At 63.5% G+C, this 16,645-nt stretch carries 15 protein-coding genes; 13 read left to right on the forward strand and 2 right to left on the reverse strand.

Annotated features, from left to right (window positions below; all coding sequences use genetic code 11):
• Positions 1-10: 10 nt before the first annotated feature.
• The gene (locus tag ACR9ZN_RS33995) at positions 11-568 is read right to left on the reverse strand and encodes an Lrp/AsnC family transcriptional regulator (protein WP_434955999.1); all 558 of its coding nucleotides are present in this window, start codon (positions 566-568) and stop codon (positions 11-13) included.
• A 261-nt stretch (positions 569-829) separates the two neighbouring features.
• Between ACR9ZN_RS33995 and ACR9ZN_RS34000 the strand changes: the two genes are divergently transcribed.
• From ACR9ZN_RS34000 to ACR9ZN_RS34045, 10 genes are all read left to right on the forward strand, one after another.
• On the forward strand, positions 830-2,326 hold the full coding sequence (locus tag ACR9ZN_RS34000; protein WP_481274298.1) for an APC family permease: 1,497 nt from the start codon (positions 830-832) through the stop codon (positions 2,324-2,326).
• Positions 2,323-3,204: a universal stress protein gene (locus tag ACR9ZN_RS34005; protein ID WP_481274299.1), complete on the forward strand. Its 882-nt coding sequence runs from the start codon at positions 2,323-2,325 to the stop codon at positions 3,202-3,204. The genes ACR9ZN_RS34000 and ACR9ZN_RS34005 overlap by 4 nt, the downstream gene beginning before the upstream one ends.
• A gap of 105 nt (positions 3,205-3,309) precedes the next feature.
• Complete coding sequence (speB, locus tag ACR9ZN_RS34010) at positions 3,310-4,263, forward strand: agmatinase (RefSeq protein ID WP_434956002.1); 954 nt, start codon at positions 3,310-3,312, stop codon at positions 4,261-4,263.
• Positions 4,264-4,284: 21 nt separating this feature from the next.
• Positions 4,285-5,907: a 5-guanidino-2-oxopentanoate decarboxylase gene (locus tag ACR9ZN_RS34015; protein ID WP_481274300.1), complete on the forward strand. Its 1,623-nt coding sequence runs from the start codon at positions 4,285-4,287 to the stop codon at positions 5,905-5,907.
• 8 nt (positions 5,908-5,915) lie between these two features.
• Complete coding sequence (locus ACR9ZN_RS34020) at positions 5,916-7,361, forward strand: aldehyde dehydrogenase family protein (RefSeq protein ID WP_481274301.1); 1,446 nt, start codon at positions 5,916-5,918, stop codon at positions 7,359-7,361.
• A gap of 193 nt (positions 7,362-7,554) precedes the next feature.
• On the forward strand, positions 7,555-9,009 hold the full coding sequence (locus ACR9ZN_RS34025; protein ID WP_434956005.1) for a biotin carboxylase: 1,455 nt from the start codon (positions 7,555-7,557) through the stop codon (positions 9,007-9,009).
• A gap of 8 nt (positions 9,010-9,017) precedes the next feature.
• On the forward strand, positions 9,018-10,034 hold the full coding sequence (locus ACR9ZN_RS34030; RefSeq protein WP_481274302.1) for a C45 family autoproteolytic acyltransferase/hydolase: 1,017 nt from the start codon (positions 9,018-9,020) through the stop codon (positions 10,032-10,034).
• A 90-nt stretch (positions 10,035-10,124) separates the two neighbouring features.
• Positions 10,125-11,372 (forward strand): D-amino acid dehydrogenase, encoded by a 1,248-nt coding sequence (locus ACR9ZN_RS34035; protein ID WP_434956007.1) that lies wholly within the window; start codon positions 10,125-10,127, stop codon positions 11,370-11,372.
• A gap of 4 nt (positions 11,373-11,376) precedes the next feature.
• On the forward strand, positions 11,377-13,161 hold the full coding sequence (locus tag ACR9ZN_RS34040; protein ID WP_481274303.1) for an alanine racemase: 1,785 nt from the start codon (positions 11,377-11,379) through the stop codon (positions 13,159-13,161).
• Between the two features lie 50 nt (positions 13,162-13,211).
• On the forward strand, positions 13,212-13,556 hold the full coding sequence (locus ACR9ZN_RS34045; RefSeq protein ID WP_481274304.1) for a RidA family protein: 345 nt from the start codon (positions 13,212-13,214) through the stop codon (positions 13,554-13,556).
• 70 nt (positions 13,557-13,626) lie between these two features.
• On the opposite strand, the gene ACR9ZN_RS34050 is transcribed toward ACR9ZN_RS34045, so the two are convergent.
• A complete protein-coding gene (locus ACR9ZN_RS34050) occupies positions 13,627-14,100 on the reverse strand; it encodes an Lrp/AsnC family transcriptional regulator (protein ID WP_454813626.1) in 474 nt (157 codons plus the stop codon).
• A 128-nt stretch (positions 14,101-14,228) separates the two neighbouring features.
• On the opposite strand from ACR9ZN_RS34050, the gene ACR9ZN_RS34055 reads away from it, so the two are divergent.
• From ACR9ZN_RS34055 to ACR9ZN_RS34065, 3 genes are all read left to right on the forward strand, one after another.
• Positions 14,229-14,645 carry a DUF2000 domain-containing protein gene (locus ACR9ZN_RS34055; protein WP_481274305.1) on the forward strand — a complete coding sequence of 139 codons (417 nt, stop codon included), beginning with the start codon at positions 14,229-14,231 and terminating at the stop codon, positions 14,643-14,645.
• 422 nt (positions 14,646-15,067) lie between these two features.
• Positions 15,068-15,736 (forward strand): class I SAM-dependent methyltransferase, encoded by a 669-nt coding sequence (locus ACR9ZN_RS34060; RefSeq protein WP_481274306.1) that lies wholly within the window; start codon positions 15,068-15,070, stop codon positions 15,734-15,736.
• A gap of 86 nt (positions 15,737-15,822) precedes the next feature.
• Complete coding sequence (locus tag ACR9ZN_RS34065; protein WP_481274307.1) at positions 15,823-16,641, forward strand: enoyl-CoA hydratase; 819 nt, start codon at positions 15,823-15,825, stop codon at positions 16,639-16,641.
• Positions 16,642-16,645 lie beyond the last annotated feature (4 nt).

A 16,645-nucleotide genomic window follows, 5' to 3' on the forward strand; every position in this document is an offset into this window, starting at 1 on the left:
TCTCACGGACTCACTCCACTTGCCGGGTAGCGGTTTTCGCGGTGGAATCCAAGCGGAGCATGGAGCGAGGTTGTGGAGCGACGAGATCGTCGAGGGCCACGCCTTTGAAAGGCTTGGTCGACTTCAACACGATATAGCTCGACAGGTTGCCGATCTTGGGGCCGAGCTTCAGCAACTCGTCGGACAGCATCTGGTAGGAACCGATATCGGGGCAGACGAAGCGCACCAGATAGTCGATCGGGCCGCTCACCTTGGTGCACTCCACCACATAGCGCATGCCCATCACCATCTTCTCGAAAGTGAGGAAATCGTCGAGACCGTGGCTGTTCAAGGTCACCGCGGCGATGACGTCGACATGTCGGCAGACCTTGGCGATGTCGATACTGGCATGATAGCTCGAAATCACGCCGGCCTTCTCGAGACGTTTGACGCGCTGCAGGCAGGGGCTGGGCGACAGGCCCACGGCGTCGGCAAGTTCCTGGTTGGTGGCCCGGGCATCGGACTGCAGGCGTGCCAGGATACGCAGATCGACCTGATCGAGCCGGATCGAGCCATCATCGTCTTTCATTCGCTTCGCTCCCTGCCGCTCGACCTCCCGCTGCGACTCCAGTGGGGCCAGCCTTTTCAAGGCGGCATGAGGATACCTTGCGCGTGTTCTCGTCAAGACGGAGCCGCAATGGCCCGCGGCACAAACTTGCGTGCAGCCATGTTCCGGCAGCAGCAAGTGTTGGAATGTGACGGAAATTTGGCAGCACTTTTGCTAGGCCCGACGCTACACTGGCGCACAATAAGAAGGCACCCGAAAGGGCAATCCAGGGGAAGTGAAACCATGGCGTCATCCCTCATCGAGCGGCTCACCCGCAAGAAGCCGGCCAATCGACTGGTTGCCGATACCGCCGATAGTGGTGATGGCCACGGCCATCTTGGTCGCTCCATCACCTTGTTCCAGCTCACCATGTTCGGCGTTGGCGCCACCATCGGTACCGGTATCTTCTTCGTGCTCAGCGAGCAGGTGCCCGTGGCCGGCCCGGCCGTGGTGATCTCCTTCATCATCGCCGCCGTTGCGGCGGGGCTGGCGGCGCTATGCTACGCCGAGATGAGCTCGATGATCCCGGTCTCCGGCTCCTCCTATTCCTACGCCTACGCCACCCTGGGCGAGGGCGTCGCCTTCTTCGTGGCGGCCTGCCTGGTGCTTGAATATGGCATCTCCGCCGCCGCGGTGGCGGTCGGCTGGGCCGAATATGTCGAGAAACTCCTGAGCAACATGACGGGCATCGTGCTGCCCAGCTGGATGATCAAGGGACCGATTACGCTTCCCGATAGCGACAACCCTTTTGCCATGGCCTTCTTCGCGGAGGGCTCCGGCCTGATCAACCTGCCGGCCGTGATCCTGGTGGCGCTGTGCTGCATGCTGCTGCTGCGCGGTTCCAAGGAATCGGCACGCACCAATGCCATCATGGTGCTGATCAAGCTGGCGGTGCTGACGCTGTTCATCGTGATTGCCGGCAGTGCCTTCAACGCCACTAATTTCACGCCCTTCTTCGGCGAGAAGGGATTCAACGGCGTGCAGGCGGCGGCCGCCTCGATCTTCTTCACCTTCGTCGGCCTCGATGCGGTGTCGACGGCGGGTGAGGAAGTGGTCAATCCCAAGCGCAATCTGCCGCTCGCCATCATTTCAGCCCTGATCATCGTTACCACCTTCTATGTGCTGGTGGCCATCGCCGCCCTCGGCGTCCAGCCTGCCAACCAGTTCAACGGGCAGGAAGCGGGCCTCGCCACCATCCTGCAGAACATCACCGGTGCCGCCTGGCCCGCCAATCTCCTGGCCGCCGGCGCGGTGATTTCGATCTTCTCGGTGACGCTGATCGTGCTCTACGGCCAGTCGCGCATCCTGTTCGCGGTTTCCCGTGACGGCATGCTGCCGGCTATCTTCCACGACGTGAACCCGCGTACGATGACCCCGGTCGCCTGCACCATCATCGTTTCGGTCTTCGTAGCTGTCATCGCTGCCTTCGTGCCATCAGGCCTGCTGTGGGATCTCACCAGCATGGGCACGCTGGTGGCCTTTACCGTGGTCTCGGCCGGCGTGCTCATTCTGCGCTACACCCAGCCCGACATGGTGCGCGGCTATCGCGTCCCGTTCGGCCCGGTTCTGCCGGTGCTCTCCATTATCGCCTGCATCTATCTCATCCTGCGGCTGAGCGGCATCGTTTTCGCCATCACCGGCGTGTGGATCGCCATCGCGGCTCTGCTCTACTTCAGCTATTCTGCTCGCCATTCGCGGCTGGAAACCCCCGACAACGCTGTTGGCGAGGCGGCCCAATGAAATATCTCGTTGGTCTTTCCGCCGATCAAGGCGGGCGCGAGGCTCTCGCCCTTGGCGCGGTGCTGTCGCGCTCCTGCAACGCCTCGCTCGTGGTCTGTACCGTCACGCCCGATACCTGGGGCCCGCCGTCTCCGGCCCGTGTCGACGGTGAATATGGTGATTTCCTGCGCCAGCATGCCATGAAGGCGCAGGAGAAAGCCAAGGCGAGCCTGCCTCCCGACGTCCAGGCCGAGTTCGTCATCGTCTCCGCCTCGTCCGCGCGTGAAGGGCTGTTGCAGGTCGCTTCCGATATCGGCGCCGATTGCCTGGTGCTGGGGTCGACCCGTGCCGCCCCGCTCGGGCGCTTTGGGGAGGGGCACGTCACCACGGATGTGCTGCGCTCGGCCCATCTGCCTGTCGCCGTGGCGCCGAGGGGCTATTCGGCCGATGGGAGGACGCAGGTGCGGCGGCTGAGCTGCGCCTTTGCCGGCAGCGCCACTTCGCCGGGGCTGGCCCGGCGCAGTGCTGATCTTGCCCAGTTGCTCGGTGTGCCGCTTCGGCTGGTGACACTGGTGGTGCGCGACAAGCAGATGTATCCGACCGGGGCGGGCTACGATGCCGAGAACATCGTCTCCAACACCTTGCGCGAACAGGCGAGCGCCGCACAGGCCGCCGTCCTCGATCATTGGGACGGGCCGGTCGCGATCTCGGCGGAGATCGGCGACGGCAAGAACTGGAAGGCCGCCTTCGATTCGCTGCTGTGGGCGAATGCCGAATTGCTGGTGGTGGGATCGAGCAGTCTTGGGCCGCTGATGCGGGTGTTCCTCGGCTCCAATTCCAGCAAGATCGCGCATAATTCGCCGGTGCCCTGCCTCATCCTGCCGCGCGTGGACGAGTAGGGCATTACCGGCTACCAGAAACTGGGGCCTCGGGCTCCAGTTACTCGAAGTTCAGGAAGCGGGCGATCGCAGGAGTGGCGGCCGCCGGCTCCATCGGAGGAAGTCATGACAGCCAGATCCTTCAACCAGCCGCTCGGTGGAAACGAGATGCCGCGTTTCGGCGGCCCCGCCACCATGATGCGGCTGCCGACGCAGCCGACCACGGATGGGCTGGACGCCTGTTTCGTCGGCATTCCCATGGATATCGGCACCTCGAATCGGCCGGGCACGCGTTTCGGGCCGCGGCAGATCCGCACCGAATCCTGCATGATCCGCCCCTACAACATGGCGACCCGTGCTGCCCCGTTCGACAGCCTGCAGGTCGCCGATATCGGCGACGTCGCCATCGACACCTTCAACCTGCCCAAATGCGTCGACATCATCACCAACGCCTATCGCGAGATCATCAAGAATGGCTGCCGTCCGCTGACGCTGGGCGGTGACCATACGCTGAGCTACCCGATCCTGCGGGCCATGGCCGAGAAATACGGCCCCGTCGGCCTGATTCATATCGACGCCCATGCCGACATCAACGAGCACATGTTCGGTGAGCCCATCGCCCACGGCACGCCCTTCCGCCGTGCTGTGGAAGCAGGCGTACTTGATACCAAGCGCTGTGTGCAGATCGGCGTGCGCGGTACCGGCTATGCTGCCGACGACTTCGACTGGCCGCGCGAACAGGGTTTCCGTGTGGTGCAGGCCGAGGAGTGCTGGCACAAGTCGCTGACGCCGTTGATGGAGGAAGTCCGCGCCCAGGTCGGAAACGGGCCTGTTTATCTGACCTACGATATCGACAGCCTCGATCCCAGCATCGCCCCTGGCACCGGCACGCCGGAAATCGGCGGGCTCACCACCATCCAGGCGCTCGAAATCATCCGTGGCTGCTGGGGACTGAACCTGGTCGGCTGCGATCTCGTCGAAGTGTCGCCGCCCTATGATCCGGCCGGCAATACCGCGATCACGGCGGCCAATCTCCTGTTCGAAATGCTCTGCGTGCTTCCCGGCGTGCAGAGGCGATAATCCCAACAATCGGTGCATCACATGTCAGGCCCGTCCCTCACCACCGGCGAATATCTTGTCAGGCTGCTGGAGTCCTATGGCGTCGATCTGATCTTCGGCATACCCGGCGTGCACACGGTGGAGCTCTATCGCGGCCTGCCGGCCACGAAGATCCGCCATGTCACCCCGCGCCACGAACAGGGCGCCGGCTTCATGGCGGATGGTTATGCCCGGGTGACGGGCAAGCCTGGCGTGTGTTTCATCGTGACAGGTCCTGGCATGACCAATATCGCCACCGCCATGGGCCAGGCCTATGCGGATTCGGTGCCGATGCTGGTCATCTCCGCGGTGAACGCCCGGGATCAGTTGGCAATGGGGCAAGGGCGGCTGCATGAGCTGCCCTCCCAACGCAATCTGGTAGCCGGCGTAAGCGCCTTCAGCCATACGCTACTCGATCCCAACCAGCTTCCTGAGGTGATGGCGCGCGCCTTCACCGTGTTCAACTCGCAGCGTCCCCGGCCCGTGCATATCGAGATCCCTCTCGACATCATCGTCGCGCCGGCCGACCATCTGTCGACGCAGGCTTGGCCCTTGCCGGCCAAGGCCTCCGCCGGTGTGGCTGATATCGAGAAGGCCGCGGCAATTCTCAAGGGCGCCAGGCGTCCGCTCATCGTGGCAGGCGGCGGCGCCGCCGATGCGGCGGCTGAGATCACCGCCATTGCCGGCATGCTCGATGCGCCTGTTTTTACCACCATCAATGGCCGGGGTATTCTCGAGCCCGGTCATCCGCTCGCCCTCAACGGCAATCTCGGCATGGCACCCCTGCTGGCGGAACTGGCGGCGAGCGATGCGATCCTCGCTATCGGTACCGAGTTCGGCGAGACGGAAATGTATCCCGAACCCCAGACGCTCAAATTCGGCGGGCCGCTGATCCGGATCGACATCGATCCGCTCCAGCTTGCGGCCGGCCTGCGCTGTGACCTGCCGATCGCCGCCGATGCCAAATTGGCCGCCGCAGCGCTTTTGGCAGTTCTTGGCGAAGGACGCCCGATAGGCGATGGCGAGGCGCGCGCCAAAGCGGTGCGCGCCAAGGTCGAGGAAGGACTGTGGCCGGCCTGTCGTACGCATGCCAGGCTGATGGAGATCGTAACCAAGGTGCTGCCGGAGGCGGTGGTCGCCGGCGATCAGACTGAACCGGTCTATGCCGTCAACCAGTTCTACCAGGCGCCCCAGCCCCGGTCCTATTTCAATTCCTCCACCGGATACGGCACGCTTGGCTATGGCCTTCCGGCGGCCTTCGGGGCCAAGCTGGGTGCGCCCAACCGGCCCTCCGTCTGCCTGATCGGCGATGGCGGCCTGCAATTCTCCCTGCAGGAACTGGCCAGCGCGGTTGAAGCCAAGATCGCGGCGGTGGTGATCATCTGGAACAATACCTCCTATGGCGAGATCAAGGCCTTCATGGCCGAACGCGACATTCCGCAGATCGGCGTCGACATCTTCACACCGGATTTCGTTGGCCTGTCGCGCGCGCTGGGATGCGCGGCGGCGTTGCCCGCCTCCATCGAGGAACTGACGCAGGAACTTGCTGCCTCCACGACACGCGACGTGCCCACCGTGATCGAGATCCGAGCGGGCTCGCCGTTGGCTTCGGCGCTGGCGCAGTGAGGCTGGGCATGCAGCACCAGCTCTTCATCGACGGTCGCTGGCAGGATCCGGTCGAGCCCGGGCAGATCCCGGTCTTCGATCCCTATCGGGGCATTGCCTATCATCAGGTCGCGGCGGCCGGTCCGGCCGACGTCGCCAAGGCCGTCGAGGCGGCCAAGGCGGCTTTCCCAGCCTGGCGCGCCGCCGGCGGGCGCGAGCGCGGGCGCCATCTCAAGGCCATTGCCGACAGACTGACCGAGCGGGCGGAAGAACTGGCCCGCATCTCCTCGCGCAATAATGGCAAGCCGCTCGGTGAGGCGCGCATTGATATGGCGGATGCGGCCGCGTCCTTTGCCTATTATGCCGAGCTGGCCGCCGACCTCGAAGCCAATCAGAACCGCAACGTCCCCGTGCCGGATGCGGCCTTCGGCGCGCGCCTGCGCCGCGAGCCTGCTGGGATCGCCAGCCTGATCGTGCCCTGGAATTTCCCGCTGGTAACGACCTCCTGGAAGGTGGCGCCCGCGCTGGCCGCCGGCTGTACCGTGGTGCTAAAGCCGTCCGAGATCACGCCGGTGGTCGAGCTTGAGCTGGGCGTGATCGCCGCCGAAATCGGCCTGCCGCCCGGCGTGCTCAACATCGTCACCGGCACCGGCGAGCGGGTGGGCGCGCCGATGACGGTGCATCCCGATGTTGCGAAGATTTCCTTCACCGGCTCCAACGCCGTGGGTGCCCGGGTGATGGCAGCCGGGGCGCCCGGTACCAAATCGGTCAGCCTGGAACTCGGCGGCAAGTCGCCGATCGTCGTCTTCGACGATGCCGATTTCGACCAGGCGGTGGAATGCGTGCTGGGCGGTATCTTCTTCAATGCCGGCCAGATGTGCTCGGCGACCTCGCGCCTTCTGGTCGAACGCTCGATCGCCCCCAGGCTGATCGAGGCAGTCGTGGCGGCGGCACGTGCTCTCAAGCCCGGCGATCCGCTTGATGAGGGGACTGAGATAGGCCCGATCACTATGAAGGCCCAGCACGACAAGGTGCTGTCCTATATCGAGCGCGGCAAGGCGGATGGATTGAAGCTGCTGACCGGCGGTGGCGAGCCGGCAGGATTGGATCAGGGCTGGTTCGTCGAGCCGACCATCTTCGGCGACGTTCCCGCCGACAGCCCGCTCTGGCGGGAGGAGATCTTCGGCCCGGTCTTGTGCATGCGCAGCTTCGACAGCGAGGCCGAGGCCATCAGGCTCGCCAATGACAGCGATTTCGGCTTGGTGGCCACCGTCGTCAGCTCCGACGAGGACAAGGCCAATCGCGTCGCCGATGCGCTGGAATCAGGCCATGTCTGGATCAACAGCCCGCAGGCGATCTTCGTCCAGACGTCATGGGGCGGCTTCAAGGCCAGCGGCATCGGGCGCGAGCTCGGTCCCTGGGGGATGTCGTCCTATCTGGACGTGAAGCACGTCACGACGCGCTTGACACGCTAGAGCATCGTGCCGAAAAGTGCATGCCGGTTTTCGGGAAAAAACGATGCAACAACAAAGGCCTACGGCACCATACCCGATTTCGGAATCGGATATGGTGTTGTAGCGAGCGAGTTTGCTAGGTTCTGACCGTATGCCAAAGAAAAAGCATAAGAAAAAGCACAAGATAAGATCAGGAAAGCATAAGGGGTTCGCAATGAAGACCATTCGTAATGTTGCCGATCTGCGCGTTGTCATGCATCGCAACGAGCAGCCGATCTATTTCATATCGGCGACGAATTTCAACCTGATCGGTATTGATGAATGGGTCAGGAATTTCAAGTTCATCAGCTATATCGATTGCTTTGATGGGCGCCACCCCAACGTCTTCGTTCCCAGCGAGATCCCTCATGCTGAATTCGAGAGCATCGAGGACATCAACAACTATCTTCTCCAGCACAAGGAAGTGATCGACTACATCAAGCGCCGCGGCGGCCGCGCCGTTGCGACCTTCCTGATGTTCGACGAGACGACCGAGGAGATCTGCAACGATCTCGGCATCGAGGTCTGGTTCCCCAAGGCGTCGCTGCGCCAGCGCTGCGACAACAAGATGGAAACGGTGCGCATCGGCAACAAGGCCAATGTGCCTTCCGTGCCGAACACGCTGGCCGGTGCCAAGAGCTATGAAGAATTGCTGGCCGCCGCCAAGAAGGCCGGCATCGGCACCGACCTGGTGATCCAGACCGCCTTCGGCGACAGCGGCCACACCACCTTCTTCATTTCCAATGAGGAAGAATACAACAAGCATGCCAAGGAGATCTCGGCCGAGGACGAGGTCAAGATCATGAAGCGGATCAAGTGCCGTGGCGCGACCATGGAGGCTTGCGCCACCAAGTCTGGCACGCTGGTCGGCCCGCTGCTCACGGAAGTCGTCGGCCAGCCCGAGTTGACGCCCTATAAGGGCGGCTGGTGCGGCAACGAGATCTTCCCCGGCGCCTTCTCCGAGACCATCCGCGCCAAGGCGCGCGACATGGCCTATCGCTTCGGCAACCAGCTGGTGAAGGAAGGCTATCGCGGTTATTTCGACCTCGACTTCCTGATCGACGTCAAGGACAACGAGGTCTATCTGGGCGAACTCAATCCGCGCATCTGCGGCGCCAGTTCGATGACCAACCACGCCGCCTTCGCCTATGCCGACGCGCCGCTGTTCATGTTCCATCTGATGGAGTTCTCCGGCATCAAATACAAGATCGATGTCGAAGAGCTGAACAATCGCTGGGCGCAAAAGGAGTTCATCGATAGCTGGTCGCAGGTGGTGATCAAGGCGACCGACAATATCGTCGATATCGTCACCCATGCGCCCTCGTCGGGCATTTATCGCATGGCGCCCGATGGGAGCGTGTCCTACGACCGCTTCGACTATCACCGCCAGGCCATCGAGAACGAGCAGGAGGCCTTCTTCCTGCGTATCACGGGTCCCGGTGACTATCGCTATGAAGGCGCTGATCTCGGCATCCTGATCACGCGAGGCCGGGTGATGAACGATGAGTTCGACCTGAACGAGCGGGCGCTGAACTGGATCAAGGGCATCAAGCGGCTCTACGCCACCAAGCCTCTGACGGAGGTCCAGCGTGACGACACGCCGTCGGCCGGCTCCTTCAAGATCCTGTAAGTGCCATCATGGATCTCCTGTTCGAAGCCGTGGAAGAGGACCAGCCCGGCGCCAAGTGGCGCCAGCTGTTCGACCGGCACTGGCATGCCTATAGCCGCTGGTTCATGCGCGACGGCATCAGGGCTCGCCCGACCTACCTGGCAAGCCTGAAGGCGCTGCGCGCCCATATGCCGGAACTGCTTCCGGCCTATGAGGCAATCGTCTCAGCGGCGGGCGACGGCGACCTGGAGGCGCGCTTCCTGTCGATGTGGTGCCCGCCGGTCTATGTCGGCGGCTGCTCCCAGGCGATCATTACCGATCCCGAGCCGGCGCTCATCCGCAATTACGACTATAGCCCGCGCCTCCTGGAGGGCTCGTGGCTCGCCACCCGCCTCAACGGCAAGCGGGTGGTGGCAGTGGTCGATTGCTTATGGGGCGTGCTCGACGGCATCAACGAGGATGGCCTTGCCGTCTCGCTCTCCTTCGGCGGGCGGACCGCGGCGGGGGCCGGCTTCGGCATTCCGATCGTGCTGCGCTATGTGCTGGAATTCGCCTCCAACACGGCCGAGGCGATCGAGATGCTGCGGCGCATCCCCGTGCACATGTCCTATTCGGTGGCGCTGATCGATCGCGAGGGCCACCACGCCACCGTCTATGTCAATCCCGACCGTCCAGCCGAGGTGGTGGCAAAGCTCGTCAGCACCAACCACCAGCATGGCGTGGAATGGGCTCGCCATGCCCAGACCACCAAATCGGTGGAACGGGAGGCGGCGCTCGAGAAGGCGCTGGCGGTACGTCAGAGCACCGAGAACGTTCTGGCGGGCTTCCTGCGCCCGCCCGTCTACCAGACCTCGTATGGCAGGGGGTATGGAACGCTCTATACGGCGCTCTATCGGCCGCAGGATGCCTCGGTCGAACTGGTCTGGCCCGGCGTGATCTGGCACCAATCCTGCGCGGAGTTCCGGGAGGAGGTGCGCTTCATCCGGTTCAACGACGGCGATTCCGGTGGGTTTGCACCGACCTTCAAGCAGGGGACGGTAAGCTGACCGGCCGGCGTCGCTACAGATAAGAAGAAAGACGAACCTGGCGCGATAATAGATTGATAATACGGAATAAAGCTCCGTTGGGAGGGCGCGATGAGGGTTGTCGTTCTGGGAGGGGGTGTCGTGGGCACCGCTGCGGCCTGGTATCTGGCCAGGGATGGCCATGAGGTCACGCTGATCGAGCGGCATGACGACGTCGCCTGCGGTACCAGCCAGAGCAATGCCGGGCTGGTCTCGCCCGGCGATTCCACCGCCTGGGCGTCGCCGGCGGCGCTGGTGACCTTCATCAAGTCCCTCTACAAGCCCGACATGGGCATCAAGGTTCGCTTCAGCCTCGATCCGAATTTCCTGGCCTGGACCTGGCGCTTCCTGCTGCAATGCACGCAGGCTCGCGCCAATGCCAATACCGAGGTGAAGCTCAGGCTGGCCTTCTATGCGCGCGAATGCATCAATGCGCTGCAGGAAGAGACGGGCCTCAGCTACGACGACAAGCGCAAGGGGATCCTCTATTTCTACCGCTCCCAGCAGAGCCTGGAGGCCGGCGCCAAGCATATGGGCTATATCGCCGAGCGTGGACTGAAGATCGAGGTGGTCGACCGCGAGCGCCTGGTCGCGCTGGAGCCGGGGCTCGCCGCCGTCAAGCATCAGATCGCCGGCGGTGTCTATTCGCCGATGGACCAGACAGGCGATTCCTGCCTGTTCACCCGCCGCCTTGCCGAGCTCGCCCGCGAGCGCCACGGCGCGCAATTCCGCTTCAAGACCACTGTGACTGGCCTCGATGTCGAAGGCGACAGGGTGAAGGCCGTGCTGACCGATCAGGGACCGGTCGCCTGCGATGCCGTGGTGGTGTCGCTCGGGCCCGAGAGCTCGCTGCTCGCCCGCAAGATCGGCATCGACGTGCCCGTCTATCCGGTGAAGGGCTATACCGCCACCATCCCGGTCGACGACGACAAGGGCCCGACCATGGGTGGGGTCGACGAGGACAGGCTGATTGCCTATTCGCGCCTCGGCAGCCGGCTGCGCATCGCCTCCACGGCCGAATTCGCCGGCTATGACCGCACCTATAAGCCGGCTGATTTCGCCACCATGTTCAGGACGGCGCATGACCTCTTCCCCGGCGCGGTCGACGAGAGCAAGGCCGTACTCTGGGCCGGGCTGCGTCCGATGATGCCGGGCTCGGTGCCGGTGCATGGCCGGGCACGCTACGCCAATCTCTATCTCGACACCGGCCATGGCCATGTCGGCTGGACCATGGCCTGCGGCTCGGGAAAACTCACTGCCGACCTCGTCGCCGGGCGCCGCCCGGATATCGACACGACAGGCCTGCTTTACCGGAACTGACACCATGCCGGATCCCCAGATTTCGATCGATCTCGCCCGGATCGAACATAATGCCCGTACCATCGTGGAGACTTGCGCCGGATCGGGCATCACGCCTTTCGGCGTGACCAAGGGCACCTGCGGCATGCCCCAGGTGGCGCGCGCCATGCTGCGGGGGGGCGTTGCCGGCATCGCCGAGTTGCGTTTCGAGAACATCCGCCGGCTGCGCGATGCCGGCATCGATTGCCCGATCATGCTGCTGCGCAGCCCGCCATCCTCGCGGGTCGAGGAACTGGTGCGGACGGTCGACATCAGCCTGCAGTCCGAGCTTCAGTTGATGCGCGAGATTTCGCGCGTGGCCGAGCGGCTGGGGCGCGTGCATGACGTCATCCTGATGGTGGACCTCGGCGATCTCCGGGAAGGGATCTGGCCGAGCGACCTGATTCCGACCGTGGAGGCGGTGATGGAACTGCCCGGCGTGCGGATTGCCGGCGTCGGCACCAATCTCACCTGTTTCGGCGCCATCATTCCCACCAAGGAGAATCTCGATCAACTGGTTGCCCATGCCTACAAGGTGGAAAGCGTCACCGGCCGCCATCTCGACTGGGTCTCGGGCGGCAATTCCTCCTCGCTGCCTTTGCTGCTGGCGGGTGGCATGCCGGCGGGCGTCAACAATCTCAGGATCGGCGAGGCCATTCTGCAAGGTGGCCGTGACACCTTCCTTGAGCAGCCTTGGGAGGTACTGGACCGCGACGCCTTCCAGCTCACCGGCGAACTGCTCGAGGTGAAGGTGAAGCCCTCCATGCCGATCGGCAAATCCGGCATCGACGCCTTCGGCAATGTGCCTATCTTCATCGATGAGGGCGACCGCCTCCGGGGCATCGCCAATATCGGGCGGGAGGATGTCATCGCCGAGGGCCTGATGCCGACCCGGCCGGGCGTGCGCGTGCTGGGTGCTTCCAGCGACCATCTGGTGCTCGACCTCACCGACGCCGATCCACCGCTTGCGGTGGGGGAGGATGTCAGTTTCCGGCTGAACTATGGGGCGCTGCTGACAGTGATGACGTCGGAATATGTGGAGAAGGTTCCGATGCGGGACGTGATGGAACAGGGCCTGAGCCGGAGCTATGCGATCGAGACGGATGAGGTCGGGCGTGCGCTGCTGGCCAGCCATCATGTCGCAGAACGCATCGAACGTCTGGGCTTCGAGCCAGCGGGGGCGGAGGCGTCGGTTGTGCTGTCTACCGGCGCCCGGCGCGCCGATATCATGTCCTTCATCGAGACGGCGGGGCGACGCCACGATGCGCTGGGACTGATCTGGATCGACTCCGAAGCAGCGATGATGCCCGATGGCGGCGAGGGGGCACCCGCGGAGAATGCCGTGCTCGGCCGCCTGCTCGCTCGCCTGCCGCCCCATATCGCAGCGGAGAATGTGGTTCTGCTCGGCCTGCGCGATGCCCATCCAGCTGAGGTCGAAGCCCTGAAGGCCTCGCGTATGCGTGTTTATACCATGGCCGAGATCGACGCGGTGGGACTACGCCATGCCATGCGCGAGGCAATCGCCATCGCCTGCGCCGGCACGCGCGGCTTCCATCTTTGCTATTCGCCGACCGCCACCGACATGTCGGATTGGAGCGGCGGCATCGGCGGCATCACCGTGCGCGAGACCCATTCGGCCATGGAGATGGCGGCGCTGAGCGGCAGGCTGCGCTCCCTCAGCGTTGCCGGCATCGATGCGCAATTGCCGGCCACTATCGGCGCCGAATGCGCCAATTTCATCCTCTCCGCCTTCGGCAAGACCATCTTGTGAGATCGGCGGAGCAGACTCTCACCTATCCTTCATCCCAACAGGAGTGTTCCATGATCAAGCGTCTGCATCCCGGCAAGCGGTTCTGCGAAGCCGTCATCGTCAATGGCATCATCACCACTGCCGGCATCACTGGCCGCGACGAGGCGGCCGATACCGTCGGGCAGACCCGCGACATCCTCGCCCAGATCGACGCGTTGCTGGCCGAGGCTGGCACCTCCAAGTCCAAGCTGATCAGCGCCAGCATCTGGCTGCGTGACATCGCCCATTTCGACCAGATGAACGAGGTCTGGGACCAGTGGGTCGACAAGGACAATCTGCCGGTGCGCGCCACGGTGCAGGCGCGCCTGGCCGCTCCGGAACTGCTGGTCGAGATCCAGGTCAGCGCTGTGGTTTGAGACGAATTCGATGCTTGGGTGAGGGAGGCTTTCTCCCCTCACCATAGCGGCCCTGTCGGTATGCGATCGGTCACAGCCCGACCGGCAGGGAACGGAACGGCTTGATTTCCTTGAGCACGAAGGTCGTCTGCATTTCCTTGATGCGGGGCAGTCGGCGCACGGTGGCCATGGCGAATTGGGCATAGGCGTCGAGGTCCGCCGCCACAACCTGCAGCAGGAAGTCGGCATCGCCGGCGATCGAATAGCAGGCTACGACCTCCTCAAGCCGCAGGACCTCGTCGGAGAACGCTTCGGCTTCCGCCTCGCTGTGACTGTCGATCTTCACGCGGATGAAGGCGAGCACGCCGAGCCCCAACCTGCGGCGGTCCAGCACGGCCTTGTAGCCCTGGATGACACCATCCTCCTCCAGTTTTCGTACGCGCCGCCAGCAGGGCGAGGTCGAAAGCCCGACCTTGTCGGCCAGGTCCTGATTGGTGAGACGCCCATCCTCCTGCAAGGCGGTCAGGATTCGCGTATCGGCGGGTTCGAAGCCAGGGCGAGGCATGTTCTACCTTCTGAAGTGATAAATTGGGTATGACCTACCAAATTTATCGCAACTAGAGAATAAAAAGGCAAAATTGACCGGTGAGACTGCGCTATCCCTGCCTCTTCGACATCAGCGAGGAGACATCCGTGAGCGACGACATCCGCCTGGCCATCATCGTCAACCCCGCTCTGCCGATTGGCTTGGTTGCCAATACGGTCGGCGCCGTCTGCGTCGGGCTCGGTGCCCGGATGCCGGCGCTGGGGGGGACCCAGCTTGCCGATCGACAGGCACGGCGCATCGACGTCAGCGCCAACCGGCCCGTTCCGGTGCTGCAGGCAGACGGCGAAACCATCCGTGCGATCATGCTCAAGGCTCTGCCGGCGATCGAAGAACGGGCGGTGGTACCGTTTCCGGCCTTTGCCCGCAGCCTCCATGTTTTTGCCGATTATGGTACGTCCATGCCGGAGCGCGATCTCGACGAGGAGGAGGTCGATGGCCTCGGGCTTGCCGGCCCTTCGAAATGGATCCGCTCGCTCACCGGATCGTTGAAACTCCTGCGCTGAACCGGAATATCGTCCTATGCCGTCCGATCGATGGCGGGAACCGGGGGTGACTCCGCGCGTTTTCCCTGTAACCTGCCTGCCTGCGACACCACATCTGGGATGTGAGCATTCGAATCCTTGACTCTTTGCGTCATAGTTTGAAAAGAAAGAGGCGTAAATAGACTAGGCGCCATGTCGTTGGGCAGGAGGCGCCGTTCGGATGCCTCGAAAATCGGCATTCGGCTCGGGAGGCGGGCGCCGGACCGAAACCGGCCATCATCCACGATAAGCGTTTTGCGATTTGGCTGAAGTGCCAAGGCGTCGAAACAAAGGGCGAGAGCAAGGCGGCGTTTCCGCTTAGACGTACTTTGCTCCAGGGGTCATGATTGCCTTTCGGCTGAACCGGATGGCGCCATGATCGGCAAGGTGAAAGGGCTTTTCCGATGGAATGGGCTGGGAGAGAAAGCAACACGGCTGCGGAGCCGTCATACGCGCGCACCTATTATCGCTGGGCTCGGTTCTACGATCTGTTTTTTGATTGGCCGTTCCATCCCGGGCGGCTGGCTGCGGCGCGGGCAGTCGCCCAAGTTGCAGGCAACAATGGCGAGGTGCTGGTAGCGGGGGTCGGAACCGGGCTCGAGCTTGTCCTGATGCCAAGCAATCTGCGTATCGTGGGCATCGATCTCGCCCGGCCGATGCTCGACATTGCCCGCGAACGGGTCAAGCGCAAGAGCCTCGACCAGGTCAAGGCTCTGCGGGTGATGGATGCGCAAGCCCTGGAATTCCAGGAAGGGCGCTTCGACGTGGTGCTGGCCCCCTATCTTCTCAGCGTCGCTCCTTCACCTCACGCGGTACTTGACGAGATGTGGCGCGTGACCAGGCCGGGTGGCGAAATGATCATCCTCAACCATTTCTCCGCCGAGGATGGCTGGCGCGTGCGGGGAGAGAAGGCGCTTATCGGTGCAGGCGGCTGGCTCGGCTGGCGGCCCTATTTTCCCTATGCCGTGATGGCGGAGTGGCTGGCGGGAAAACCCCAGGCCGAACTGATCGAGCGGCGTGAGGTGGCGCCTGCGCGCTTGTTCACGGTGCTGCGCATCCGCAAGCCGGGCTGAGTAAAGTCGGGCTGGCCAAGCCAGCCTGATATTGCGATCGTGGCGGCCGGGCGCGTAGACTGGCCGTCCTGCTGCGGAGTGTTGCCATGACCGTCGCCGTTTCGATCCAGAACACGCAATTGGAGCGCCCCTGCGAACAGATCCTGCTGCGTGAAGACAAAGCGGGGGTGACGACGCTCACTCTCAACCGGCCGCAGCAGTTCAACGCCCTCTCCGATGGCATGCTGGAGGCGTTGCAGCAGGCTCTCGACGCGATTGCCGGGGACAGGACAGTGCGCTGCGTGGTGCTGGCGGCGAATGGCAAGGCCTTCTGTGCCGGACATGATCTGCGTCAGATGCACGCCAATCGCCGGCTCGATTATTATCAGGCGTTGTTCGCCCAATGCAGCCGGGTGATGCAGGCGATCCAGGCGCTGCCCGTGCCGGTGATCGCGCGGGTGCATGGCATCGCCACAGCGGCAGGGTGTCAATTGGTGGCGAGTTGCGACCTCGCTATCGCCTCGCAGGCAGCGCGATTTGCGGTTTCGGGCATCAATGTAGGGCTGTTCTGTTCCACGCCGGCGGTGGCATTGTCGCGCAACGTCTCGACCAAGCGCGCCTTCGACATGCTGGTCACAGGCCGCTTCATCGATGCTGAGACGGCAGCGGATTGGGGCCTGATCAACCAGGCGGTGCCGGACGCCGAGCTCGATGCCGCTATAGCAGCCAAGACGGCCGAGATCCTGGCCAAGAGCCCGGTGGCGGTGCGCTATGGCAAGCAGATGTTTTACCGCCAGCGTCAGATGGCGATCGGTGAGGCCTACGCCTTTGCTGGCGAGGTGATGGCACAAAACATGATGGAAGAGGATGCCGGCGAGGGCGTCGAGGCCTTCCTGGAGAAGCGCCCGGCGCGTTGGGGTGTCTAAGCTG

Source organism: Labrys sp. HAY1-8F (genome assembly GCF_056754975.1).